The 25,420-nt window shown below is 43.0% G+C and carries 26 protein-coding genes; 20 read left to right on the top strand and 6 right to left on the bottom strand.

All coding sequences use genetic code 11. The features are described 5' to 3' along the window. Both G400_RS0110315 and G400_RS15080 read left to right on the top strand, forming a co-directional pair. On the top strand, positions 1 to 267 hold a 267-nt coding region (locus G400_RS0110315; protein WP_027827224.1), incomplete at its 5' end, for an integrase core domain-containing protein. A gap of 23 nt (positions 268 to 290) precedes the next feature. After that, the gene (locus G400_RS15080) at positions 291 to 782 is read left to right on the top strand and encodes a TMEM175 family protein (protein WP_049973573.1); all 492 of its coding nucleotides are present in this window, start codon (positions 291 to 293) and stop codon (positions 780 to 782) included. Between the two features lie 10 nt (positions 783 to 792). Here G400_RS15080 and G400_RS0110305 read toward each other — a convergent pair whose 3' ends face one another. The 3 genes from G400_RS0110305 to adhP all read right to left on the bottom strand — a co-directional run bounded on the left by G400_RS0110305 (position 793) and on the right by adhP (position 2,678). Beyond that, complete coding sequence (locus tag G400_RS0110305) at positions 793 to 1,056, bottom strand: Txe/YoeB family addiction module toxin (protein ID WP_017261596.1); 264 nt, start codon at positions 1,054 to 1,056, stop codon at positions 793 to 795. After that, positions 1,049 to 1,333: a type II toxin-antitoxin system Phd/YefM family antitoxin gene (locus tag G400_RS0110300; RefSeq protein WP_017261595.1), complete on the bottom strand. Its 285-nt coding sequence runs from the start codon at positions 1,331 to 1,333 to the stop codon at positions 1,049 to 1,051. Before G400_RS0110300 ends, G400_RS0110305 begins: the two co-directional genes overlap by 8 nt. A 322-nt stretch (positions 1,334 to 1,655) precedes the next feature. After that, on the bottom strand, positions 1,656 to 2,678 hold the full coding sequence (adhP, locus tag G400_RS0110295; protein ID WP_017261594.1) for an alcohol dehydrogenase AdhP: 1,023 nt from the start codon (positions 2,676 to 2,678) through the stop codon (positions 1,656 to 1,658). A 321-nt stretch (positions 2,679 to 2,999) separates the two neighbouring features. On the opposite strand from adhP, the gene G400_RS0110290 reads away from it, so the two are divergent. Continuing rightward, positions 3,000 to 4,169, top strand: coding sequence for an MDR family MFS transporter (locus tag G400_RS0110290; RefSeq protein WP_263640340.1), 1,170 nt, complete (start codon positions 3,000 to 3,002; stop codon positions 4,167 to 4,169). A gap of 69 nt (positions 4,170 to 4,238) precedes the next feature. Here G400_RS0110290 and nrdI read toward each other — a convergent pair whose 3' ends face one another. Continuing rightward, the gene (gene nrdI, locus G400_RS0110285; protein ID WP_017261592.1) at positions 4,239 to 4,706 is read right to left on the bottom strand and encodes a class Ib ribonucleoside-diphosphate reductase assembly flavoprotein NrdI; all 468 of its coding nucleotides are present in this window, start codon (positions 4,704 to 4,706) and stop codon (positions 4,239 to 4,241) included. Between the two features lie 136 nt (positions 4,707 to 4,842). Between nrdI and G400_RS15075 the strand changes: the two genes are divergently transcribed. Genes G400_RS15075 through G400_RS0110270 form a run of 3 tightly spaced genes read left to right on the top strand, consistent with a single transcriptional unit; the run spans position 4,843 to position 7,659 of the window. Continuing rightward, positions 4,843 to 5,679, top strand: a complete 837-nt coding sequence (locus tag G400_RS15075; RefSeq protein ID WP_017261591.1) for an HAD family hydrolase — start codon at positions 4,843 to 4,845, stop codon at positions 5,677 to 5,679. Continuing rightward, positions 5,676 to 6,200 carry a dihydrofolate reductase family protein gene (locus G400_RS0110275; RefSeq protein ID WP_017261590.1) on the top strand — a complete coding sequence of 175 codons (525 nt, stop codon included), beginning with the start codon at positions 5,676 to 5,678 and terminating at the stop codon, positions 6,198 to 6,200. The genes G400_RS15075 and G400_RS0110275 overlap by 4 nt, the downstream gene beginning before the upstream one ends. A gap of 49 nt (positions 6,201 to 6,249) precedes the next feature. Continuing rightward, entirely contained in the window at positions 6,250 to 7,659 is a 1,410-nt protein-coding gene (locus G400_RS0110270) for a 4-hydroxyphenylacetate 3-hydroxylase N-terminal domain-containing protein (protein WP_017261589.1), read from the top strand. Between the two features lie 67 nt (positions 7,660 to 7,726). Here G400_RS0110270 and G400_RS0110265 read toward each other — a convergent pair whose 3' ends face one another. Further along, positions 7,727 to 9,106, bottom strand: a complete 1,380-nt coding sequence (locus G400_RS0110265; protein ID WP_017261588.1) for a hemolysin family protein — start codon at positions 9,104 to 9,106, stop codon at positions 7,727 to 7,729. 711 nt (positions 9,107 to 9,817) lie between these two features. On the opposite strand from G400_RS0110265, the gene G400_RS0110260 reads away from it, so the two are divergent. The 14 genes from G400_RS0110260 to G400_RS15060 all read left to right on the top strand — a co-directional run bounded on the left by G400_RS0110260 (position 9,818) and on the right by G400_RS15060 (position 24,511). Further along, positions 9,818 to 10,183 (top strand): hypothetical protein, encoded by a 366-nt coding sequence (locus G400_RS0110260; protein ID WP_017261587.1) that lies wholly within the window; start codon positions 9,818 to 9,820, stop codon positions 10,181 to 10,183. 435 nt (positions 10,184 to 10,618) lie between these two features. Further along, positions 10,619 to 11,044 carry an Hsp20/alpha crystallin family protein gene (locus G400_RS0110255; protein ID WP_017261586.1) on the top strand — a complete coding sequence of 142 codons (426 nt, stop codon included), beginning with the start codon at positions 10,619 to 10,621 and terminating at the stop codon, positions 11,042 to 11,044. A gap of 197 nt (positions 11,045 to 11,241) precedes the next feature. Then, positions 11,242 to 12,114 carry an aminoglycoside 6-adenylyltransferase gene (locus G400_RS15070; RefSeq protein ID WP_017261585.1) on the top strand — a complete coding sequence of 291 codons (873 nt, stop codon included), beginning with the start codon at positions 11,242 to 11,244 and terminating at the stop codon, positions 12,112 to 12,114. Positions 12,115 to 12,123: 9 nt separating this feature from the next. Beyond that, positions 12,124 to 13,260, top strand: a complete 1,137-nt coding sequence (locus G400_RS0110245) for a low temperature requirement protein A (RefSeq protein ID WP_017261584.1) — start codon at positions 12,124 to 12,126, stop codon at positions 13,258 to 13,260. A 229-nt stretch (positions 13,261 to 13,489) separates the two neighbouring features. Then, on the top strand, positions 13,490 to 14,275 hold the full coding sequence (gene recX, locus G400_RS0110240) for a recombination regulator RecX (protein WP_152323522.1): 786 nt from the start codon (positions 13,490 to 13,492) through the stop codon (positions 14,273 to 14,275). 150 nt (positions 14,276 to 14,425) lie between these two features. Continuing rightward, positions 14,426 to 15,103 (top strand): DUF975 family protein, encoded by a 678-nt coding sequence (locus G400_RS0110235; RefSeq protein WP_017261582.1) that lies wholly within the window; start codon positions 14,426 to 14,428, stop codon positions 15,101 to 15,103. Positions 15,104 to 15,223: 120 nt separating this feature from the next. Then, positions 15,224 to 15,928, top strand: coding sequence for a DUF975 family protein (locus tag G400_RS0110230; RefSeq protein WP_017261581.1), 705 nt, complete (start codon positions 15,224 to 15,226; stop codon positions 15,926 to 15,928). Positions 15,929 to 16,029: 101 nt separating this feature from the next. Further along, the gene (locus G400_RS0110225; RefSeq protein ID WP_017261580.1) at positions 16,030 to 16,554 is read left to right on the top strand and encodes a DUF1836 domain-containing protein; all 525 of its coding nucleotides are present in this window, start codon (positions 16,030 to 16,032) and stop codon (positions 16,552 to 16,554) included. 339 nt (positions 16,555 to 16,893) lie between these two features. Next, a complete protein-coding gene (locus tag G400_RS0110220; RefSeq protein ID WP_017261579.1) occupies positions 16,894 to 17,730 on the top strand; it encodes a DNA/RNA non-specific endonuclease in 837 nt (278 codons plus the stop codon). 391 nt (positions 17,731 to 18,121) lie between these two features. Next, the gene (gene adhE, locus G400_RS0110215; protein ID WP_017261578.1) at positions 18,122 to 20,758 is read left to right on the top strand and encodes a bifunctional acetaldehyde-CoA/alcohol dehydrogenase; all 2,637 of its coding nucleotides are present in this window, start codon (positions 18,122 to 18,124) and stop codon (positions 20,756 to 20,758) included. A 543-nt stretch (positions 20,759 to 21,301) separates the two neighbouring features. Then, positions 21,302 to 21,973 (top strand): CPBP family intramembrane glutamic endopeptidase, encoded by a 672-nt coding sequence (locus G400_RS15815; protein ID WP_017261576.1) that lies wholly within the window; start codon positions 21,302 to 21,304, stop codon positions 21,971 to 21,973. A 48-nt stretch (positions 21,974 to 22,021) separates the two neighbouring features. Further along, positions 22,022 to 22,702 carry a coenzyme F420-0:L-glutamate ligase gene (locus G400_RS0110200; RefSeq protein WP_225351490.1) on the top strand — a complete coding sequence of 227 codons (681 nt, stop codon included), beginning with the start codon at positions 22,022 to 22,024 and terminating at the stop codon, positions 22,700 to 22,702. A gap of 129 nt (positions 22,703 to 22,831) precedes the next feature. After that, positions 22,832 to 23,419, top strand: a complete 588-nt coding sequence (locus G400_RS0110195; protein WP_017261574.1) for a hypothetical protein — start codon at positions 22,832 to 22,834, stop codon at positions 23,417 to 23,419. A gap of 408 nt (positions 23,420 to 23,827) precedes the next feature. Next, positions 23,828 to 24,511: a CPBP family intramembrane glutamic endopeptidase gene (locus G400_RS15060; protein WP_081495835.1), complete on the top strand. Its 684-nt coding sequence runs from the start codon at positions 23,828 to 23,830 to the stop codon at positions 24,509 to 24,511. Here G400_RS15060 and G400_RS0110180 read toward each other — a convergent pair. Further along, the gene (locus tag G400_RS0110180) at positions 24,503 to 25,321 is read right to left on the bottom strand and encodes a TIM barrel protein (RefSeq protein ID WP_017261571.1); all 819 of its coding nucleotides are present in this window, start codon (positions 25,319 to 25,321) and stop codon (positions 24,503 to 24,505) included. The two genes, G400_RS15060 and G400_RS0110180, sit on opposite strands and share 9 nt — an antisense overlap. Positions 25,322 to 25,420 lie beyond the last annotated feature (99 nt).

Here is a 25,420-nt window from a genome sequence, read left to right as displayed (position 1 = left end):
CGAATCTATGACTTAGAATTACGTCAACATCACATCACACACAGTATGTCTCGTGGTGGTAAACCTATTGATAATGGCGCCATGGAAACCTTTTGGAGTCATATCAAAGATGAATGGTTTGATCTACGACCGGCCGGCACGTTCAAAGAACTTGTCGCCTTAGTCGACGCTGGGATCGACTGGTATAACAATGGTCGTCCGCAAGAAACACTAAACGGCCTGACTCCGAATGAATATCGGAATCAGACCGTTCGCAAAGCAAGTTAATTTATATTATTTCGACTGTTTACTTGACTGGGTCATGTCCACCTGCTGGCTTGTGGGACTTACGCATTAACTTTTTTGCCTATGCTTTATCATTCTTTTGGATTGGCCTCATGTGGATGACCCATCACAATAATTGGCAACAAGTAAAATTGGTCAATGCTCAAACGGTTATTTGCACGCTACTAATGTTGTTTTTTGCTTCTTTATTTCCATACACGACCAGTTTAGTCGCGGACAATTTTGATAATCCCACGGCGCAAGCATTCTACGGCGTGGTCGTTCTTGCTGTGACCTTCAGTAACATGGCAATCTCACATTCAGTGAATGTGGCAAACGACGATCTGTCGCTTGGACTGCTGTATACGTTATCGGACCGGGCTGTGATTATTGATATTGCCATTAAAGTAACAGGGTTAGTACTTACATTAACGGTTTTCCCACCTGCAATGATGATTGCTATTTTTATAACGATGTTCGAGATAGGCGTAGCACATTTTTTTGCCAAGATAGATTAATTTTAAACGATCAGTAATGATATTTAAGCTGGAAGATGGTTATGGCCGTATCGGTCACGCTATAGACAATTTGATTTTCTTTGTCAATTCGCCGCGACCATGTTTCTGATAATTCATATGTTAGCGGTTCAGGTTTTCCCAAACCAGCAAAAGGCCGCCGTTGAATATCATTGATAAGCTTATTGATTCGTTTTAGTGTCTTTTTGTCTTCTTGTTGCCATGCGACGTATTCATTCCAAGCTATTGGGGAGAAAACAATATTGAACTTAATCATCTTGGAGGTTCTCCCATTCCTCAGGTGTCAGAATGTGACCTTGACCGCGATCAATTTGATTTAGAGAGGCTTGAAGCGCTTTTCGATTAGCAGATGTTGCTAATAAATAGTTTGTTTCTTTTAGGGAATTATATTCTTGTTCGCTGATTAAAACGACATTCTTTTGCTTAGGGCGCGTTATAATCAGCGGTTCATTAAGATCACTAACGTCATCAGCATATGATTTAAAGTTTTTTCGAAAATCGCTGACACTAGTTGCAGAGACATTTACTGCCATGAAAGAGACCCCCCTTTAGATAGTTTAGACATAGTATAACTCAGGCCTGGATTTATGTACATTTTTATGTACATAAATCCAGGCCTTGAAATAATACACTTATTGGAAAGGGGACATTCCTATATTGTCTATCAGGAAGGATGAGCATGATTTTTTAAAATCTTGTTTGTGTTTCCTGAATGTGGTTTGTTCGCACTGGTTTAGCATCGTCGCATTCGCCACCGCAGAAAGCTGTGCCTAATCAAAAATCGATCATTGGCAAAATGCGCCAACAACCGATTTTCTATTAGTGCTCGCTTCCTACCGCGGTTGTTCGCACTGGTTACTTGTTATGAACGAAGTCAACGACGTTACGGCCAACAACCTTGTTGTCCATTAATTCTTGGATCATGTCGTTAATTTCTGATAATTTACGAGTCTTAACGATTGGGTGAACCAAACCTTCAGCACCGAACTGGAATGTTTCGGCTAAGTCTTGGCGAGTACCAACCAATGAACCAGCAACGACGATACCATCAAGAACCGTCTTAGCAATGTTCAACTTCATGTCACCTTGTGGTAAGGCAACGGCAACTAATTTACCATCAGGACGGAGTGAGTCAACGGCTTGGTCGAAGGCTGCAGTAGTAACAGCAGTAACCAAGGCAGCGTGAACACCGCCAACCTTTTCTTGGATTTGCTTGTCAACATCACCATCGTGACGGTTGATCAGCAAGTCAGCACCGGCATCTTTAGCAGCTTGCAATTTGTCAGGGTTACCATCAACGGCAACGACGTGGGCACCAAATACGTGTTTAGCGTATTGGATAGCCAAGTTACCTAAACCACCGGCACCAACAACAGATACCCATTGGCCAGGCTTTACATCAGCAACTTTGATTGCTTTGTACATCGTAACACCGGCACAAGTTAAGGAAGTTGCTTCAACAGGGTCCAAGCCATCTGGAACCTTAACGGCGTAGTTAGCGTCAACGATAACTTGTTCAGCCATCGCACCGTCAACGGTGAAGCCAGAGTTTTCAACGTTACGGCAAAGTGTTTCACGGCCAGTTAGGCAGTATTCACAGTGGCCACAGCCCTTGAAGAACCAAGCGATAGATACACGGTCGCCAACTTTAACGGCATCAACGCCATCAGCAACCTTAGAAACGATCCCAACACCTTCATGACCGATAATCCGGCCAGGCTTTTCACCAAAGTCACCGGCAGCAACGTGAAGGTCAGTGTGACAAAGGCCACAGTATTCAACATCTACTAAAGCTTCACCAGGTTTTAAATCACGTAATGTAACATCTTTAACGTCAACAAATCCGTCGACTGGTTCTCTAACAACAGCAGCTTTCATGAAGCAATCTCCTTTATGTGTCCTTATTTGTTTACGTTTACATCATAGCAGGCAAACGGTTGAATTTAAAGTGAATAAATGAGCATTTGTAAATTTTTTACATGTTTTTAATTTAAACGTAAACGAAACGAACTTTATAAAACGGCAATATACGAATTTAAAGTAAGCAACTTACATAACTATTCTTGTGAAGAAATATCAATTAGCCGTTCATAGGCGACCTAATATAGGCGTCGTGATAGAATGAAGTAAGTAGGACAAACGAACTCAAAGGAGTGGATTTTTCTGTCATCCCAACGTTCAGAAGTTAAATTTAGCTGGTTGTTTGTAGCATCCATGTTGAATAACAGCGGGGCGAGTTTCTTATGGCCACTGACGACGATTTATCTACATAATTATCTTCATGAATCACTTACTTTATCGGGACTGGTGTTATTAGGTATGTCCTTGATGATGATTGTCGGTGATTCAGTCGGCGGTTATTTATTTGATCACTGGAAACCATATCAAACGGGAGTACTGTCAGCAGCATTGGCTACTTTAGCTGTGGTCGCCTTGATATTCTGGCATGGTTGGCCGATATATGGCATTTTGTTGCTAGTCGTCGGATTCGGCGACGGCGTTAACATGACCATTTTGAATTCACTGGCCACGTGGGTGAAGTCTACCTCGACACGGCATGTGTTTAACATGCTTTACGTGTCAATGAATATCGGTGTTGTGATTGGGACGTTGATTGTCGGCTATGCCATTAAGTTTGGTATTACGACAGTTTTCATCATTGCTGCCGTTTGTTACGCAGCGTTGACGCTTGTCGTGGCCTTACACTTTAATGTTAAGCCGCAAACACAAACGAACAGGTCAACGTCACAATATAAGGATACTAAGAGCAATGTCACATCAAAGCGTTCACGGCCAACTGTTTTGATTACCTTGATTTTAGTGTTGTTGTTGGCGATTAACCTGGCATACTCACAATGGGAAAGTGTGATTTCGGTTCACATGACCAATTTAGGCATTCCTGTGTTGAATTATAGTCTGTTGTGGACCTTGAACGGGGTCATTATCGTGTTGTTACAGCCAGTAATTACGCGCTGGAGTGAGCGATTTAAGATTGAAAACGTCATTGTTGTTGGGATCACTCTATTCGCAGCGTCATTCTTTATGCTAATTTTTGCCCGGACCTACGCAATGTTTGTGGTCACTATGATCGTGCTTACGTTTGGTGAAATGATTGGTCATCCGGCCTTGCCGGCTTGGATCGCAGTTAAAGCGCCGGCTAGTGAAGCCGGCCGCTATCAAGGCTTTGCCAACATGGCGATTGCGTTTGGCCGTGCATTGGGTCCACTATTTGGTGGCTTTATGCTAGATTATGCAACATTCCCCGTTTTATTCATGGCGGTTGGTGGTGTGCAGATGATTGCGTTGGTTGCCGTTTATTGGCGCGCACACTCAGAACGGGTCAAACAACAAGCTAAAATTTCGAAATAATGATTCGTTAAATGAAAAATATCCTGAACAATGCGGCACTTGCGAACGTGCCCATTGTTCAGGATATTTTTATTTGGCCGCTTGAATGGCCGTTTTAACGATTAAATCATAAATGCGAGCGACGTCGCGGGTCGTTCCGCGCAACTCATAATCGGCTAAAAACGGGAAGCCATATTTGTCGGCATAGCGACGTGCTGTTAAACAATATTGTTCGTTGAAATTACGGTTACCAGAACCAATCACGCCTAAACATTGCTTACGGTTATCATGATAGGCAATGTATTCACCAAGGACATTTGTCATTAGCTCTTTAACGCCATTGTCGATGCCATTGCCGCCGTCTAGATAGGTCGGAACAAACGCAAAGTAGGGCTCTGTTTCATCGATAAAATCTGATTGTTCAGAGATTTCTTCAACCTTCAGTGTGGGTTTGTCAGCATTTTCTTCATGCTGTTTGTCAGCATATTCAGCAAGGTGGCTGACGAAACTGCGGGTGTTTCCTTCAATAGATATGTAGCGAATGTTTAATGTCGTCATGCATATGAACTCCTCGTTTTTGATTTAAGTTGAGTGTACAGCAAGGATTTTTTTGAAACCAGTCTTGACGATTCACAATCTAGCTTCCAGACGCATCATGAACAGGCGTAAAATGGTGTTAACGGAGGAATTGTTAATGACACATTATTTAATTGTTACAGATATTGATGGCACGTTAATTCCGAAGAGCCAAATTGTGTCACCCCTGACGAAGGCGGTGTTTGCCAAACTTCGTGCGGATGGCCACGAAACATATATTGCTAGTGGACGATTGCTTGCATTGGCGCGGTCGATTGGCAACCAGCTGAGTCCAGACATGAACGTCATTTGTTCTAATGGCGCCGTAATTGCGCAAGGTAAGCAGATTCATCAAACGCTGCTTGGCTCGGATGCCGCCATCGCTGCGTATGAAATTTGTGAGCGCTACGGGTTAACGCTCCGTTTGTTCAACTTGAAGGATACTTTTCACACATCTACTGAACACGAGGCGATTGAGCACATGCGATTCTTACGCCGCGGCGTTGACACCGGTACGATTTACTTGAACGATATCGCCGATGTTAAAACGATTGCTGATACAATTACAAACGGCCTAGCGGTGTCACACGACCACAACAAGCTGGCGTTAGCGCGTCAGGCGTTTGCCGAGACTGGTTTATTCTCATTGTCAGCATCAAATCCGTGGAACATCGAGTTAATTCCCAAGGGTGTCAGTAAGGCAACTGCGCTAAGGTCGGTGCAACAACAGTTACGTATCGACGCTGCGCATACTATTGTGTTCGGTAATGGACTCAATGATGCGCCGATGTTTAGCGAGGCGCAGACCAGCGTTGCGATGGCTGATTCTCCACAAGTAGTGATTGATCAGGCGGCGACAACAACTGTTCCCGTCGATGAAGACGGTGTGCCAAAGTTCTTGATGAAGATGTTCGGTATCACTGCGTCAGACTTGCAGGAGGTTCAAGAAAAATGAGACCTGTAATTTTGTACGTTTCTACTAGTCTTGATGGGCGACTAGCTGATGCCAATGGGGGACTAGACTGGTTAACAAATACGGCTGTTGACGGGGATGCCGGTTATGACCGTTTGATGGGCGAAATTGACACCTTAATCATGGGCCGGACTACGTATGACTATGTGATTGATCATTCGGATACATACCCCTACAAGAATCTTAACAGTATTGTTCTCACTCATCATGATATTGCCGCAGCAGATGGTGTGCAGCCTTATCAGGGAGATGTTGTGACACTCGTTGACCAATTGCGTCAAAAATCAGGAAAGGCAATCTGGATTGTGGGTGGCGGTGAGATTGTCGGTGCCTTAATTCAGGCCGAACTTATCGATGATTTGAGATTGTTTGTTGCACCTGCGTTTCTTGGTGCTGGTCCAAAGCTTTGGCAACCGGGTGAGCAGGCAAAAAACTTTGAATTAGTGAACGTATCACGTGCCGGTCAGTTGGCTGAACTGGACTATCGTGTAAGGAACAAATAGCAGAAACATATGCATGAACACAGAAAAATTGAAACTGGGGGAGTTTTCAATGTTGTTAGCATCAGATTTAGATGATGGTCGGTCAGTCTATTTAAACGGTAAAAAACTGGATAGCCCGTCTAAGGAGCCTATTTTTATTAAGACGTTATCATATGTGAATGCTTATTATCGCTTACAGCAAACACATCCAGAGACGCATATGTATGCGGAAGATGGGCAACAATACGACATTGTCTTTAAAACACCGCATACGATTCAGGATCTGACGGCCAAACGGTGCGTATATCAAGACATTGCGATCCAATCATATGGCATGTTGGGTCGGACACCAGATTTTATTGATTCCGGAATACCAGCTTTTGCTGCGCACACAAAGTTTTTGGGATGCAATAAATACGCCAACTTTTCATCCAATGCTGATTCGTACTGTGCCAGGATCAAACAGTCTGATGTATTTGTATCTCATGCGTTGCAAAACCCGCAGATAGATCGTTCAAAAGAACTGCATGAAGTCACAAAGGGCGCTACAGGAATGAAAGCCAGCAAAGTTACTAATGAAGGCATTTACGTTAGTGGCGCTAAGATGGTAAACACCTTAGCACCGCTATCTAACGAACTGCTAATCTTTAACACACCAACGTTAGCGCCGGGAGATGAGGATTATGCACTGGCGTTTTGGTTGCCAATCAATTCTGATGGATTATCTATTATTTGCAGAAAGCCTTTTAATCGACCAGATCATAGTGAGTTTGACTATCCATTGAGTAATGCTTTTGATGAAATTGATGCTTACATCATATTTGAAGATGTCTTTATTCCTTGGTCAGATGTGTTTGTTTTTCAGGATGTAGAAAAATCAAATCAATTCTTTACAGAAAGTGGCTTATTTCAGCACACAACATTACAGGACCAGGCGCGAGGGTCGGTCAAACTTGAATTTGTGACGAGCCTGGCCATTGAACTAGCACAGCGTCTTGGTGTTGACAAATATTTAAACGTTCAGGAAATGTTGGGCAACCTAACGGCTAATTTGGAGTTAGTTCGCGGCGCGTTGGTTAATTCAGAACTAACCGGTTCAATGGATGACAGAGGTGTATTTGGCCCAAACTTGCAACCGTTGCTTGCGATTCGTGCTCAGTTGCCGAAAATGTACGAATTAGCGTTAACAACAATTCAAAAACTTGGTGCAGGATCAATGATGGGTGTGCCGGACGGCCGTGATTTTGATGGAAAGTTAGGACACGTGCTGGATGAAATGATGAGTAGCACATTAATGTCGGCCGAGTATCGTGCTAAGTTACTTAACCTGAGCTGGGATGTTAGTGGGGAAAGTTTTGGTCAACGGCAGTTAATGTATGAATATTATCATGGTGGTGATCCGGTTCGAATTCGTGCACAGCATTATCATAGCGAAGATTTACATATCGGCGATGCCATGTTGAAACGGATTTTGAAATAAATTGGATGCAAAAAAGACCAGGCAAACGTCATTTGCAGACGTTTGATTGGTCTTTTACTTTAAAGAATTAGTCTTCATTTGTATCTTGTGCTTCGGAATCACTATTTGTTTCATCATTTTCAACAGGTTTACGAATCACTTCAAACCAGTTAATATAGGCGTTTTCGTAATCAAGAGCGGTAAACTGGAAGTCACCAATTTGATAACTATCCCCGGCCTTGATGTCTGGATCAGCCTCGATGATGTAACCCGTCAGCGTAACCACTTCTGACTCTTCAAACTTCTTGATATCCGTTTGGAAGTAACGTTCAAAGTCATACAACGTCATCTTCCCGGAAACATGGTAAGAGCCATCGTCTTGCTTGAAGATATATTCGTCGGAAACATCGTCGATCTCGTCATGAACAGTGCCAAATAGTTCTTCGTAGATATCCTTATCCGTAACGATCCCAGAAGTACCACCATATTCATCAACAACCACAACGATTGGCGTTTGCTTGTTGATCATTTGTTTCAAAACATCTTGGATTGGCATGGTTTCAGGAACCGTGATGATATTCCGCAACACTTTCGCAACACTGATGGAATCATCGACCTGACTTTGACGAATTAAGTCATAGTTAAAGACGTAACCCAGAATTTTATCTTTGTCACCGTCAGCAACGACAGGAAGGCGACTGAATTGTTCAGTCAGGTAGACCTGCAAGGCATCTTTAACGGTGTCAGTGACGTCAACGACTTCCAACTGTGTGCGGTCAATCATGATGTCACGGGCAACTTTATCGTTCATTTCAAACGCTCGCTGAATGAACACGTAATCTTCTTGGTCCAGCTCACCACCTGAGACGGCGTTTCGTGACAAGTTCAGAATTTCAGCCTGGCTAAAGGCTTCATCACTTTCAGATGCAGGTTTCATCCCCATCATTTTCACGATTCCGTTTGCTGAAGTGTTCAGTAACCAAACGAATGGGTAGAAAGCGACGTGGAAGTAACGCAAAGGCGTAACAACCAACATCAAAACTTGGAATGGCCGGTCAATCGCGATGTTCTTTGGTACGATTTCGGTGATAACCACTTCAAAGTAAGTCAGCAAGATAATCCCAACAACAGAACCGATAGCATGTGCCAAGGTTGTGTTGAAATTGAGGTTAACGATGCCAAACAGGTCAACCAACATCGTTGTTACTGTTTCTTCACCAATCCAACCAAGGATGATCCCACACAGTGTGGTCCCAACCTGTGTTGTTGATAAATATTCATTTAAGTTGTGGACCATTCTGGTGGCCACATCGATCTTCTTTGATGTCTTTTCGCGTTTGTCCTGTTCTTCTTCCAGAACACTTGGCCGCGTTTGCACCAGCGCAAATTCAGCCGCCACGAAAAAGGTAGCAAATACAAAAGTAATTAGCATAATGACTAAGTTGCTAATTATTTCACCACTATCCAACGGAATATTCCCCATTTCTTGTTTCAAAAGTCTGCCACAATTATAACGCGCCAGCTATAGAGAACAAAACACTTTACGCGCTTATTCGCAAATAAGTAACGATTAAGTTGTCATTATTGACCTTAAACACTGCTCTAATACGTTGTGTCTTCTATGTTTAGTCATTTATGCTGTCGCTTACGGCCGCCAACATTGAAACTCCGTCGTGGGACCGGCTCAAGCCCCCTGAAAAGCGTGGTCTTTCACCTCGCCGTAAAGCCTCGTGAAGACCGCGAGTCTTTCCGACCGTCCGTAACCTAAATTCGGTCAAATCACCGAATTAACGTTACTTTCACGACTTGGTTTCAATGTTGACACCCTCTCGCTTCTATAGTAACGAGCAACCGACAATTATAAGCTTAGACTTTTATCTAAATGTTGAAAGAAACCAAACATTACATAGTGGAGGCAAATGGAGACAGAATTTCGTGAAGGCACCACTTAGCGGCAAGGGTTGAGCCGCTTAGTGAGTGCGGGACGAGCTTGAAGACGGGGTTAGGCTTCAAGTCGAGGTCGAAGACCGTGCCTTTCGGGCTGAGACCGGTCCCATGAAACGGCGCCTCTATTTGCTGGAACGACAGATATTAGGATGGCCAGCATAAAAGAGTGAATTCGCTTACCATTTAAAAAACACAGTGCTATGCTGGATTTATAAATAAAGAGGAGATGCTGATGATGGCAGACGAGAACGGACAATATAATGATGCCAACATTGAATATGACGATGCCGACGTTAAGAAAGCCCTAGATATTATTGCAGACAAGGGCTTTATTTCAGTAAAGGACTTTCCGAAATTAGACGATCGGGATTGGGCGCATGGCTTCTCGACTAAGATTATCGCAGCTTCAGAAGACCGTAACTCAGACCCATATATTTACTTTGAACAATTTGATTACGATGATTCATCCATTCATTCCGCAATTTGGGATATGGATCAAATCAAGACGCGTGAAGACGCATTACTTGTTTTGGGTAAAGAATTGGGCGTAAATGAGTTGAAGCCAAACGGTGGTTTGGTTGAAGATGAAACCTACTAAACAGTATAGACAGTAAGGCCGCGAATTCATAAAAAGTTCGCGGTCTTTTATTGTTTCAAAATTTGTTAGCAAGACACAACAGTACAGTGAAAACCGCTGTGTAGCCGAGTGGAGCAGACTGGAAACAGAGTCCCATGTCGACACTACTTAATGGGCGTACTTTGACCATTTAGTAGTGTGGAACGAGTTCTGAGACGGGCTGAGGCTCAGAATCGAGGTTGAAGACTCCGGTTCTCAGGAGGCTGAAACGGTTCCTCATGGGACGGCGTTTTCGGTCTGCGAAACGCGACCGCATCAAACGAACTCGCCTGTACACAGACTGCAATAATTTGAAATAATAAGTCAAAACACTTGAAAGTTTGACCAATACTGACTAATATAATCTGTGTAGATGGGAATAACCATTTAAGACTATTGAAAAGGAAGGCTTTTGATATGCGTTACGATTTAAGAAATGATGATTTTAACGACCCTCAGGACGACTTTTTCTTTGGTTTCCCACGTAACATGTTTGACATGACACGTCACGGTGGCTCAATGCGCGCCGATGTGGTTGAACATGACAAGGATTTCGAAGTAAGTGCCGAGTTGCCTGGTTTTAAAAAAGATGGCATTAACTTGCAATACAACAATGATACGTTGACCATTCAAGCTGAACATGAAAACGACCGTGAGGACAAAGATGATGATGGGCGTGTTCTTCGCCATGAACGTAGTTACAGTAATGTAAATCGTTCATTCTATTTGCCAAACGTTGATCGTGACAACATTGAAGCGCATTACGATGGCGGTGTATTGACCATCAAGTTGCCTAAGACGGATGCCAATGAAGAACGTAATCACAATATTGAAATTAACTAGTTTAAACATGCTTTCTAGGTAATGGTTTATCAGATGGTTTTACCAGCACATTTCCTGCTGATAAAACCATCTTTTTTCGTTTCAAACGGACTTTTTTGCGTATGTTTAACTAGGGCTAATCAAAGACCTGCGTCAAAACCTGCGCTATAATTGCTCATAAGAGTAACCGTGAGTTTGGGGTTGTTAGGAGGAACATCATGACACAGCGTAGCGCACAAGAAATGATGACATTGATTCAGTCCGTTGCCGAGAAGGACGATAATATTCGGGCGATTGGCATGGAGGGTTCACGTAACAATCCGGCGGCCCACCAGGATCAGTTTGCAGACTTTGATATTACTTATTTTGTAAAGGACCCGACACCGTTTCGGCAAAATGATGACTGGCTAAATGTGTTTGGCGAGCGATTGATGATGCAAAAGCCAACGGGTGCACTGTTTAGTGGCACAATGCAGCCATGGTACCCATATTTAATGCAGTTTACGGACGGCAATCGTCTAGATCTCAAGATTGCTTGTGTCGGGGACATGGAAGCTTATTTAGCGGCTGAGCACTTGAATACCGTGATTTTTGACAAGGATCATCCGGTTCAGGCACAACCTGAGACTTCTGACTGGGATTTTCACATTGCTCAACCAACGGAAGAGGACTATCAAAATTGTGTAAATGAGTTTTTCTGGGTCAGCTTGTACGTCATGAAGGGACTCAAACGTGGTGAGCTGTTGTATGCCAACCAATATATGGAAACGCCAGTCCGTGCAGAACTCTTAAAAATGTTGGAGTGGTCAGTGGGCGTTAACACTAACTTTCAGATCAGTGTTGGTAAGAATGACAGTCGACTAAAGGATAAATTACCGACAGAGGACTACGATAAGCTGATTGGAACATATCGTTTGGATAGCACGGCGGCAACATGGCAATCATTGCAAACTGCCAGCCAACTGTTCATTGAAACAGCGCGAATTGTTGCAGATCAACTTGGTTTTGACTTTCCCGAGTATCCTGCCCATGTTATTACTTACGAAGAGAAAGTTATGGGCGAATCATCTGCTGTTCAGCCGCAAAAGTAGGTGTAGTTCATGAGAGAATTGCGTCAACATTCAGAAGTAAGTAATATCGAGCTGTTTTACGATTTGATTTTTGCCTATGCGATTAGTCGCATCACGACGGTTCTACATTTAGTGCATCATGACACCATTCCTGCACTGTATTTGGTCGAATTTGCCGTCATGGTGTTTATGTTTTGGACGGTGTGGACGTATCAAACGGTGTTGGTTAACCGTTTTTTTCAAGAGAACATTCAACACAGCGTCTTCATGCTGTTTGACATGTTTATCGTGATTGTGTTGTCACAGTCACTGACACCGAATTTTGCGTCCACACAGATTACCTTTCCCGGGGCAACCTCGCTGTTACTGTTTAGCATTGCCGTTCAGTACTTAATACGCAGTCGTCATTTAACGGATCCACGACAACTGAAGGTGGCTTACGGCCTGGCACGTATTTTGATTATCACTAGTGTCATCGGTGCCATTACGATCATTCCGTGGGCGCCCTACAGTGTTCGTGAGGTTGTTTATATTTTGTCGATGATTTATGCCAACATTGCGCCAATCTTTATGAAGGACAGATTGACGGCCTTTCCAGCGATGTTTGAACATCTGACGGAACGGTATTCGTTGTTTACGTTGTTACTGTTTGGTGAAGCAATTATCGCAGTTACGGAAGTTGTCAATGTTCACCATTTTGACTGGCTGTCGATTCCGTTTTTCCTCATTATTGTGTCACTGTTTTGGGTCTACTTTACGATTTACCAGCAAGGCATTGACCGGCACAAACGGACGGCAGGCATTGCGCTCATTAATATTCACTATTTTGTATTTGTCGGTTTAGATTTAATCGCCGCTGTCGTGACGTTATACTTAAAGCACGAGTTGATTGGCTGGCAATTTGCACTACTAATGACGATTGGGCTGTGGTTTTTCTTAGGCGGTTCAGCGATGATGTTAGCCACCTATGGTTCTCATCGTGCAAACGAACATTGGCGCTTATTGTTTGGCAACGCGACGTGCGCGGCTATGGTTGCTGGTGCGGTTATTTGGGTTTGTCGTGATTGGCAAGATATCGTCATGGTTCTCATTGCTTTGTTTTTACTGGGTATTGCGTGGTGGTGGAATCGGGAAGTATCACGGTTAAGTACCAATACTGCGGAGTGAATAATAGAAAAAAGTTTGATCAAATTTGGTAAACAAGGAGGCCACAATGAGCGATCACGAAAATAAACCAATTTTAATTGGCGATGTTGGTGTACCAAAATCAAAACGTTCCAAACCACATACGAGTTCAACTAACGGCGCTGACATTGCGGCCGACCTCTTGGCTAAACACAAGAAGGCGCCGACTGAGCATAGTTCACGAATCAGTCGGACTAAAAACGAAGTGACGATGATTGAAGCGCAGAAACGTGCTGGTCGTTACAACGTTTATTTAGACGGTAAATATGCTTTTCCTATCAGTGAGTCAGTTATGATCAAATACCGAATTTTTAAGGGAATGGTCATCGATAAAGACTTACAAACGGAAATTATTGCAGCAGATGATGTCGCTAAAGCTTATAATCGAGCGCTAGACTACTTATCCGGTCAGTTGCGCTCTGAAAAAGAAGTTACGGACAAGCTTAAAACGCTGGAAATTGATGATGATGTCATTGAATCCACATTGGAGCGGTTACGAGAGTTCAATCTTCTGGATGATCAAGCTTACGCAAGTGCTTATGTTCGCACAATGCGCAATACATCGGACAAGGGGCCAATCGTTATTCGTCAACATTTGCGTCAAAAGGGGATCGGCGAAAATCTGATTGATAACGCATTGGTTGAATTTAAGGACGACGAATTGGTCGAAAATGGCGTGACGGTGGCTGAAAAACTAGCAAAACATTACGCTCGAAAGCCGTTTTCGACGCAAAGACAAAAGGTTATTCAAGGACTGATGACTAAAGGTTTTCAACGCGAAACCATTGATCAAGTCATGAATCAAATTGAACTCACACGTGACGAAGATACAGAAACGGACTTATTGACTCACGAAGCTCAGAAAGTTTGGCGGCGCAATCGTCGCTATGATGATCGGGAACGATTGAATCGGACTAAACGAACTTTATATGGTAAGGGCTATCAGTTTGACGATATTAATCGGGTGTTGGATACCCTGATTGAAGGCAACGATTAATTGAGAAATTAACTAATTGGTATAGCTAAAAAGATAAAAGCAAAACGTTGTTATTATGCAAGACGTTTTGCTTTTATTTTGGATTGGTTAAGAATATATTATAGAAAAATAATGTATTGCTAAGTTTACTATCAGAACGGGGGAATCGTCATGCTTACCAATTCTGAATTGAAGAAAAATGCACGTCAGACGTTGCGTGGTAACTGGCAACGTGCAATTAAATTGACGATTGTGCCAGTGATTTTGGGATTGATCTCATGGGGTTATCTGTATGGTAACTTCAAATGGCCAAGCAATAGTTTCTTTGTTGATCAGCCCAGTTTGTCATTTACCATTGTTTCGGTAGCCTTGTCGATTGGGGTCATGTATACACTATTAGATTGGGTCAGAGATAAGGATGTCATCAACCAGTCACTACCAGCTCACGTATTTGGATTATCCATAAATACAATGTTAGCGTTATTAGTGCAGGCTCTGTTTATGAGTTTTGTTATCTTGATCGGCAGTCTCTTAATTGTCCCTGGCGTTATCTTTTGGCTAATGTTTTCGCAGTCAGTTTATATTTATAAAGATCAACACGAAGCAGATCCAAACATGAACGTCTGGTCAGGAGTAATCAACAGCGTATCTCTAAGTGAGTCGATGATGATTGGCCATAAATGGGAGCTATTCAAACTGAAGTTGAGTTTTCTTGGATGGCTTTTGTTGAGTATTGCTACTTTTGGAATTGGTTTCATTTGGTTAGCGCCGTATTATCAATTGACGGTGACAGGCTACTATGTTGCACTGGCCGCTGAAAATCGTGAACAGATTCCACAACATGCCTAAACTCATAAAAATAGTAATAGCGACAAACAATTTGTGTTTAAGCAACTTTTCAAGTACCTTTATTTCAGGGACTTTGTTGGCGTCATGCCAACAGTGTCATTTGAAAGGGGTACTTTTTTAATGAAAACAAGAGCTGAGTTAAAACAAGATGCAAAGGACTTGTTGCGTGGACACTGGGGACGGGCAATTCTGCTGGTAATTATTCCACTGATTTTGTCATGGTTCAGTGGCTCGTATCAGACACATCAGGCCAATTTTTACGCTGATATGACAAACATGAATGTTCATATGTCATTTTGGCCATTTATTTTGAGTGTGCTGGCGTGGGGCATTAATCTTGGTGTCACTTATACGTTCTTAGACTGGATTCGTAATCCCAAACGGACGGTAAATCCCGGGACTGATGCTTTTCGGGTTATCGGCTCAGCAGCTATCTTTGGCTTGCTGGCAATGGGGATAATTGCAAGTTTTATAATCGGAATCGGATTTGTGTTAGCAATCATTCCAGGATTTATTTTTGCCTTGATGTTTTCACAGTCAGTTTATGTTTATAAAGATTTGCACGATAGTGATCCACAAGCGTCCATCTGGTCGGGGGTCTGGACGAGTTTGGCACTCAGCCGTCAGTTGATGATTGGACACAAATGGGAATACTTTGTGATGCAACTAAGCTTTATTGGTTGGTGGCTGCTGTGCGGGATTTCACTCGGAATTGCAACACTGTGGGTAACACCGTATTATGACGCGACAATGGCTGCTTATTATGATGAACTTGAAGCAACTAGCAATATCAACATTGCCTTTCGTGATGTGAATGAACCATAATATAGTCAAATAACAGCTTCATCTAGTTTACAAAACTAGATGAAGCTGTTATTCTATCCTTAGAGCATAACTAGTCAAAGTGTCTAAGGAGGACAATGAGCATGGCTGATTCTTTTAATGACTATCACAAGTGGGAACAACACCTTGCGGAGGTTAAACTACCTAAGTGGGATGAGCTACCAAAGTTTGATCTCTATATGGATCAAGTTGTCGCTTATGTTAATGACACCTTGGGGCCACTGGATGTTGATTCGGTGACACCGGCAATGATCAATAATTACGTTAAACACAACATTATTTTGGCACCGGTCAAGAAGAAGTATCAGGTGATGCAGGTGGCAGATATTTTGTTGATAGGTTTGCTAAAACCAACGTATTCGATGGATACAATTCGCCAGGGAATGGATCAAGTTACTGCAAGCTTATTCCCCAAGCGCGCATATGATACGTTTATTGACCTTATGCTGGCTGGGCTGCAGGGCACGCTGAGCACAGATGCAGCGACCAACTTGAATGATCAAATGATGAAGATTGCAGTTAACGCAGTGTTAGATAAGATGAAGTCAGAAAAGTTACTGGCACTCACGAAAGAGATTGTGAAGCCAAAGCCAGTTGAACAAAAGTAGGAGAGCGGGACATAACACGTTTCGGCTTTCTCAGGTAACACAAATAACGCGTTTGTGGGTGATTTTCCCATGAACGTTTTATTTGTGTTGGATGAGCAAAAGTCAGTGTGATGTCTCGCGTTTAGAGCAATTTTTCATCCGCAAGACCTTTTGTGGCTGAAGAAAAATTGCTTGCTGAAACTTCCTGCTGAAACTGCTTGCTGAAACTACCTGCTGACATTTTGTTAAAACAAGAGGTGGGCAGTTATGTTTCAGACTTTTTTGCACAATGTATCCCGTCAATTCCATTTATTAGGTAGAATAAAATACAAAGATAACTAAACTAGACGGGGAGAAAACATGCGAAATCGCCAGAATGTAATATATGCTGTAGTAGCGGCTGTAGTTGTCGCAATTGTCTTTGGGGCGTTTACGTTGAGTCGTCAGGCCAGCGGGCCAGTCAATCAAAGTCAACAACAGACGACTCAATCCAGTCATGAACAAACATCTGAGCAGGGAAGTACTCAAGCTACGGATGCTGCTGCCTTAGCGAAGCTAACTTATGCGTCGGGTAAACCTGCGGTGGTTGCAGTCAACCATAATCGCAGTACGCTAAACAAGAACGATTGGCAACGTAATCATGTGATTTACAGTGCACTGGATAATGAAAACCGGACGTCAACGGCTAACACAGCCTATTTAGAGTCCCGCAACGTGGCCAACGATTCGCTGAGGGTTCGACAATATGTTCAACCCACGGGCTGGCATCAAAAGATGGTCAACGGTCAAGCCATTATTAATCGCGGTCATTTGATTGCCTATTCACTATCAGGCGGGATCGATCAGGATGGCGAGTACAGTCCAAACAATGAATCGGGCGATCAGAACAATCCAAAGAACTTGTTCACCCAAACGGCTTTTAGCAATCAAACGCTACAAACGATTTACGAAAGCAAGGTGCGCAACGCACTGCGTGATAATAAGAAGGTTATTTATCAGGCCCAGGCCATTTTTCAAGGAGATAACGAGATGGCTAATGGCGTCCATTTACAGGCGATTTCAACGGATGGCAGTTTGAATTTTAATGTTTACATTTTCAACGTGCAGCCTGATTTTCAGTTTGATTACGCAACTGGTCGTTCTAAGGTAGATCGAGGGATGGATGTGCCGACACCAGATGAATCACCAGAATATTAGTTTTAAATGTGGACCTTGTTTTGCTAGCCCCGTTCAGAAGTAAATCTTATTCGTTATGAGATAAATAGTCGCCGTAAAGATCGTTAAGATTTTTTACGGCGACTATTTATGTTTTACGACTACTGCGGCAATATTTATGTAAGTTAGCGCAGTACCGCACATGAATTTGATAACTAGTTTAAATATTCACAATAGCTTTTCAAATTTAAAAAAGTGCTGTTAGAAAAAATGTTACGGAACTAAATCCCTTGATGATAAAGATGTAAACGCTTACCATAATTTTATTTGTTAATTTGTGAGCAAAAGGACTTGCAAAGTTTTTACATGGTGATATGATACTAATTGTGAAAGAGATAACAATAACCTTTAAATTGATGGAGGAAATCAAACAATGGTTGTTAAAACTGATAAGAAGGCTGAAAAAGACACAACTGATATCGCAGAAACGATTCAGAAGTTAGTCGACAAAGGCCATGAAGCATTAGCCAAAATGGACGACTTTGACCAAAAACGCATTGACCACATCGTGCACGAAATGGCCATGGCTGCCTTGGACCAACACATGGAACTAGCTAAGCTAGCTGTTGAAGAAACAGGCCGTGGTGTTGTTGAAGATAAAGCAATTAAAAACATTTTTGCCTCAGAAAATATTTGGCACAAGATCAAGGATGACAAGACTGTTGGTATCATCCGTGAAGATGATGTTGAAGAAATCACTGAAGTTGCTGAACCACTTGGTGTTATTGCTGGTATCACACCAGTTACTAACCCAACTTCAACGGTTGTCTTCAAAGCAGAAATTGCCGTTAAGACACGGAACCCAATCATCTTTGCTTTCCACCCACAAGCACAAAAATCTTGTGTGGCAGCTGGTAAAGTTGTTCGCGACGCTGCGATTGCCGCTGGTGCCCCTGAGGGCATGATCCAATGGATCGAAACACCATCTATTGAAGCAACGAACCTGTTGATCAACAACGATGGCATTGCCTCAACGTTAGCTACTGGTGGTCCTGGCATGGTTAAGGCTGCTTACTCAACTGGTAAGCCTGCCTTAGGTGTTGGACCTGGTAACGGTCCTGTCTACGTTGAAAAGTCTGCTAACATCAAACGTGCTGTTAACGATATTACTTTATCTAAGACGTTTGATAATGGGATGGTTTGTGCTTCTGAAAACTCAGCTGTTATCGATGCTGACATTTACGATGACGTAATGGCTGAATTCAAACGTTTGGGCTCAGTTGTTATCAAGAAGGCTGACCAGAAGAAGTTGGCCGATGCAATGTTTAACCCAGTTACGCACGGTGTCAAAGGACCTATCGCTGGTAAGTCAGCATTCGAAATTGCTAAGTTAGCTGGTATCAAAGTCCCAGAAGACACTAAAGTGCTGTTAGCTGAAATCGATGGTGTTGGTCCTGATTACCCATTGTCAGCTGAAAAATTATCACCAGTTCTGTCCGTTTACAAGGCAGCAACACGTGAAGCAGCTTTGAAGACTTGTGAAGAATTACTAGACTTTGGTGGTCTTGGCCATACAGCCGGTCTCCAAAGTGAAGATCAAGATTTGATGAACGAATTCGGTATTCGCATGAAGGCTAGCCGTGTCTTGATTAACACACCTTCCGCCGTTGGTGGGATTGGTAACATCTACAACAACATGATTCCTTCCTTGACCTTAGGAACTGGTTCATGGGGTAAGAACGCCGTTTCGCACAACGTTTCATCATTTGATTTAATCAACGTTAAAACGATTGCCAAACGGAGAAATAACATGCAATGGATTAAGATTCCAAGTAAAGTTTACTTTGAAAAGAACTCTGTTCGTTACTTAACTGATATGCAAGGTGTCGAAAAAGTCTTCGTTGTTGCTTCACCTTCAATGGTTAAGAACGGCTACGTTGACATCGTCCGCGATCGTCTTCGCAAACGTCCAAATGCCGCAAGTATTCAAATCGAAGTCTTTGACCAGGTTGAACCAGACCCATCAACAGACACGGTTGACCGCGGTGTTCGTTTGATGAACGAATTCAAGCCTGACACGATTGTCGCCATCGGTGGTGGTTCGCCACTTGATGCCGCTAAGAACATGTGGATGTTCTACGAGCATCCAGATGCAGACTTCTTCGGTGCTAAGCAGAAGTACTTGGATATCCGTAAGCGGACATACACGTTTGAAAAGCCTAACAAGGCTAAGTTCGTTGCTATCCCAACAACTTCAGGTACTGGTTCAGAAGTAACACCATTCGCTGTTATTACTGACTCCAAGACTCACGTTAAGTACCCATTGGCTGACTACGCTTTGACACCAGATGTTGCCATTGTGGACCCTCAGTTCATCATGACTGTTCCAAAGCGGACGATTGCTTACTCTGGGTTGGATGTCTTCTGTCACGCCATTGAATCATACGTTTCAAGCTTGGCCTCAGACTACACGAAGCCATGGTCATTACAAGCATTGAAGTTGGTTTACAACAACTTGACTGCTTCATACAACGGTGACGCTCACGCCAAGGAAGAAATGCACAATGCTTCAACCTTAGCTGGTATGGCCTTTGCCAACGCATTCTTGGGTGTTAACCACTCTGTTGCCCACAAACTTGGTGGGGAATTCGGCTTAGCTCATGGCCTATGTATCGCCATCACTTTGCCACACACGATTCGTTACAACGCCCAGATGCCTACTAAGTTGGCTATGTGGCCTAAGTACGAATACTACCGTGCTGACGAAGACTACGCTGAAGCTGCTCGTTACCTTGGTTTGAAGGGTGACACAACTGAAGAATTAGTTGAAGCTTTAGTTCAAGCATTTATCGACTTGGCACACAGTGTCGGTGTTGAATTGAGCTTGAAGGCTAACGGCGTGGACAAGAAGCATTTCGATGCAACTGTCGACAAATTAGCAGAATTGGCTTACGAAGATCAATGTACAACTGCCAACCCTAAGGAACCTCTGATTTCTGAATTGAAGGAAATCTTGGAAGAGGATTACGACGGTAAGGGTGTTGAAACTAAGACTCGCGGTGCTTACTAAGATTCAGTATTCTTTGAAATAAATGATGCTTGAAAAAGTCGTTACCGATGAAAAATTGGTAGCGACCTTTTTTGTTGTCCTATTTGTTAGTGCAGTGTTTAGTTAGTGGGGAAGCAGACGCTTGCGGTTGTCAAACATGAACGCCGACGTGGGACCGGTTCAAGCCGGAAGTTCACCGTCTTTCACCTCGCCGTAAAGCCGAAGTTCGCGTCTTCACGACCGTCCTGTGGCGTAAATCCGGCATAAAAGCCGCCTGATTAACGCCACGTTCACGACTTGCATTCATGTTTGACGCCCTTCAGCTCAGATTGCGATGTACATGTGGACTTAAGTGCAAAATTTAAGCAAACAGAGGCTTTCATTAGTCTGAGGGTAATGATCAGTACAGCAACAATATTAAATAAACGATTTCGTACTTTCACCTTTATCATCTACAAAGAATCCTGTTCAAACTTCATTGAGTGCCATTTCATGTGTAAACACTGCATTCGTTGTAAAATAATTAAAAAGATTATAAATGATGATATAAGGCAGGTGTTATTTATGAAAGCAAGAATTAGTCGTTATGTCATTGGTATTATCACCATTTGGGTGATGCTATTTTTGTATCAAACGTCACAGCTTCCAGTACACATGCCTGAAATGATTGGCATACCGGAAACTAGAAATTATCAATGGCTGTTTATTGTCTTGGTGACAATTACTTCAATTTTATTTATTTGGCTGGAATTGTATACGATCGACGATGCGCGACGCTACTATGGTAATGCGTATATTGAGCATCAGCCTACTCGTAAGCATACATGGTTGATGTTTGGCGTCATGTTTTTCGCATTAATCGTATTTTTAATCATTGAACCACTCGTTAAAACGCCAATGCCAGAAAACGAGAAAATGATTGAACGGTCTATGATGGGGATGCCAATTCTTACCGCATACGTCGAAGTTGTTCTTGCACCGATAATTGAAGAATTGATTTTCCGACGGCTATTTTTTGTTTTCTTCTTCAAGGGAATGGTTAACCCGTGGAAACGAGTCTTGGGAATTGTTGTCAACGGGTTATTTTTTGCCAGTTTGCACACATCGCTACTCTCACCAGGTATGTGGGTCTACGCAGTGATGGGCATGATTTTTGCGACAACGTATGTGACAACCAAGAATGTTAAGTACAGTATTGCTCTTCATTTTCTTAATAATCTGATCTCTGTGCTTTAAAACTTCGTTAACATTAAATGACATGAGGAAGATGATTTCTTGGTAGAAGTGATTGGTTTAAAAGACATCAGCCAAATTGAGGCAAAAGATGATATTGGAAAACTGATTGTCACAGCGTTCTATGACAATGATGTTGTGATCAAACCGTACGATATATTATGCGTGACATCGAAAGTTGTTTCAGTTGCTGAGGAACGGCAAGTTTTGTTGTCTAGCGTTCAACCGTCAGCTGAAGCAATGAAGATTCATCAACAGGTTCCTCGAAAAGATGCTCGTTTAATTCAGTTAATGTTGAATGAAATTGATGATGCAAGTAGTGCACAGCTAACGATTAGTGAGAAATTTATAGGTGCACGGCTACCGAATGGCATGTTTTTAACGAGCGCTGGCGTAGATAAATTCGATTCGCAATCAGCTATTCTGTTACCAAGGGATCCAGACCGATCAGCCAAACGTATTGCGGAGACAATAACAAGATTGACTAGTGTGCCCGTTTCTGTTGTCATTACGGATAGCGATGGACGACCTGACAAAAAGGGTGCAACACAAGTAGCAATTGGTGTGTATGGATTAACGCCAATGCGGTCTACAGAAACATTGTGTGATATGGTCGCTGCTGCGGCTGGGTTGGAGATGGGACAGCGTGATGCAGGTATTCCAGTTGCAATAGTAAGTGGTCTAAAATATCAGTTTGATACCAATGCGAAGATTACTGACGCACTCAATTGACCGTATTTTCTGAATTTGTCAAAATTGCGCGCAAACTGTGCAAATTTGACACCGTTTCCGTTTGAGGCGATAATTATGCATTAAAGTTATTGTTTTGTTCTTAAGCAGCAACCCCCTGAGGAGGTTTTTATGCGGCCCCGCAATTATATCTATATTTTAATCGTTGCTTTGGCAGCAATTGGTGTCGGCGCTCTGACCGTTAAACCGGTGGCAGAGTCGAGGCCAGCCACTAGCCAAGCGCAGTCAAGTTCAACAAAGGCAACATCCAAGAAAGATTCATCAAAATCGGCTTCACAGAGTTCAACTAAAAAAACGACACCTAAAAAAGCACCTGCCAAAAAGATCAGCACAGAAACAGTTAGCAACTACACGCTGACAAAAACGGCGACTGACTTGCCGTCTGGCTTAGCAAGTGGACAGGCACCGGCAGGATGGTCAGCCCCGATCACCTTAAGATTGTCTAGTGCAGCATTGTCTGGTACATCAGAACAAAATATGGTTCGTTTTGATGGCTTACGCGCAGGAAGTCATTATCGTATTTGGGTCGCTCCCGTAACGTCCTCAGGAACTGCTAAGGCTTATAAAATCGATTATGAGCCAACGACATCATCGTCGTACGTTCCGACGCGTTTGTTGAGAACGGCATTGACGGAGGCACAGCAATCCGGCGATAGTGTAAGTCAGTTAGCGTTATACAACGTAAGAGAAAACGGCTAATTGAATATAAAAAAATTCGTAGATGGCCTTTCTAGTGAAGATTAGCCGAAGGGCGTCAATATTGGAACCAAGTCGTGAAGGTGCTGTTGATTCGGTGTTTTTCCGAATTTACAGCACGGACGGTCATGAAGACGTGGGTTGCGGCTTCATGGCGAAATGAGAGACTGTGGTTCAACAGGCTCGAATCAATCCCACGGCAGCGTTTCAATATTGACAACCGCAGGCGGTAGTAAAGCTTGTACAACTTCAAACAGTATGATAAAAAACACGCTGACTTCTCAGTTTTTTGAGAGGCTAGCGTGTTTACGTTTGCTAATATAAAAATTAGTCAAGGCAGTTTTCCTTGCACTCACCGCAACATACTGCCTATGATATGCCTAATAAATGGATTAAAAGTGGTGACGATAAATGACAGCAGACCGTATCAGAAGATATCTAATGGGAGCCGGCGCAATGTTTGGCCTGTTCCTGCTTGAACAAGTGGCAGCAACGCCTTCACAACTACCCAGCGTGCTAAAATTGACGAGTGTACCTGCTCAAATCACGTTGGGCGTAATTACCACAATATTAAGTATTCTAGTGTTCTGGGCGTTATGGAGAGCCTATAAAAATGGATTAGCTAACCGTGCACCGCGTTATTTTGATCAACAACCTACCCGTCGTCACAAATGGCTCGTACTTGGCCTGATGGCGTTGGCACTGATTGCGTTGATCGTGGCAGAAGGCTTGATTCACAGCAAGTCGTCGGAAAATCAAAAGGCCATTGAACAGATGTTTAAGACAACGCCGTGGTTAACTTTGTACTTTGGCGTGTTTGGCGCACCGATCCTGGAAGAACTCATTTTCCGTGGCCTGTTTTTTAATTACTTCTTCATGAAGTTGAACAAACGGTGGGTGAAAGTCCTGGGAATTATCGTGAATGGCCTGCTGTTTGCCCAACTGCACACAAATTTGTGGACACCAGATGCGTGGGTGTACTTTGTCATGGGTGCTATCTTAGCGACAACTTATGTTCAAACAAAAGATATCCGCTTCGACATTGGCCTCCACTTTGCAAATAATGCGTTTGCAATGTTCGCAATGCTAATCTAAATTTGCTGCAACTTGCTTTAGGTAGTCGTATGATTTGAGCATTTCGGTGGCTTTGGTAGGATCTGCCAGATTGATTTCGAAAATGCTGGATGCTTTAGGATTCAGCAACGGCAGCACGCGAGCCCAGTCAATTCGGCCAAGCCCAAGTGTTAGGCTATCGTGCGTTAGACCCATTGAATCGACGAGGTGGTAGTGAACGACATGATCACCCAGTTTGGCTAGGGATGCCGCTAACACGTCATTGCTGCCGTGATTCTTGATGAAACAATGGCTGGTATCAAACGCTAACCGGTAGTTACGATCGAAAATAACTTGATCCATGTGAGGATCACCATAGAAAAATAGTGGCGAGATAGAGTTTTCGAACATGATGTGATTGCCGCCTTGTTTGGCGTATTCATCCAAACGTTCGAAGACAACATGTTGAGCTGTTTCAAAATTGGGATACAGATCGATGAAATGCTGCGTTTGCCGTGAGTAAGAACCGTGCAGTAATAACTGAATGTCGTTTTTAACGGCTAAATCTAGCAATGTGTCGGAACTGTACCGCAGAAAATGGTATAAGTCCGGCATTTCTTTTTTCGGCGTGACCATTTCGTTGAACCATTTGCCATATCGCATCGGTTGGTGCATCACAATCCGTGACGTGACAGCCTTTGCTTCATCAATGGCATCCTGCAAATGAGCGCGGCCTTCTGGGGTCAAGTCATGCTGATCTAAATAAAATTCGAACACATCGGGATGATACTGGATCCGGTTGCGGTATTGTGCGGGATCCGTGCTGCCTTTTAACCCAAGTAATACTTTCATATAAACCTCCTATGTTTTTAGATAAAGATATGTGACAGCCTATTAAAAATTGGTTATGTTCAATTCAAACGAACATAGCCAATTTTTTTACGTATGTTA

Origin of the sequence: Furfurilactobacillus rossiae DSM 15814 (assembly GCF_000428925.1) — a bacterium.
GTDB lineage: Bacteria > Bacillota > Bacilli > Lactobacillales > Lactobacillaceae > Furfurilactobacillus > Furfurilactobacillus rossiae.
Note: the sequence above shows the minus strand (reverse complement) of the source record. Positions and strands in the feature narration are given on the sequence as shown.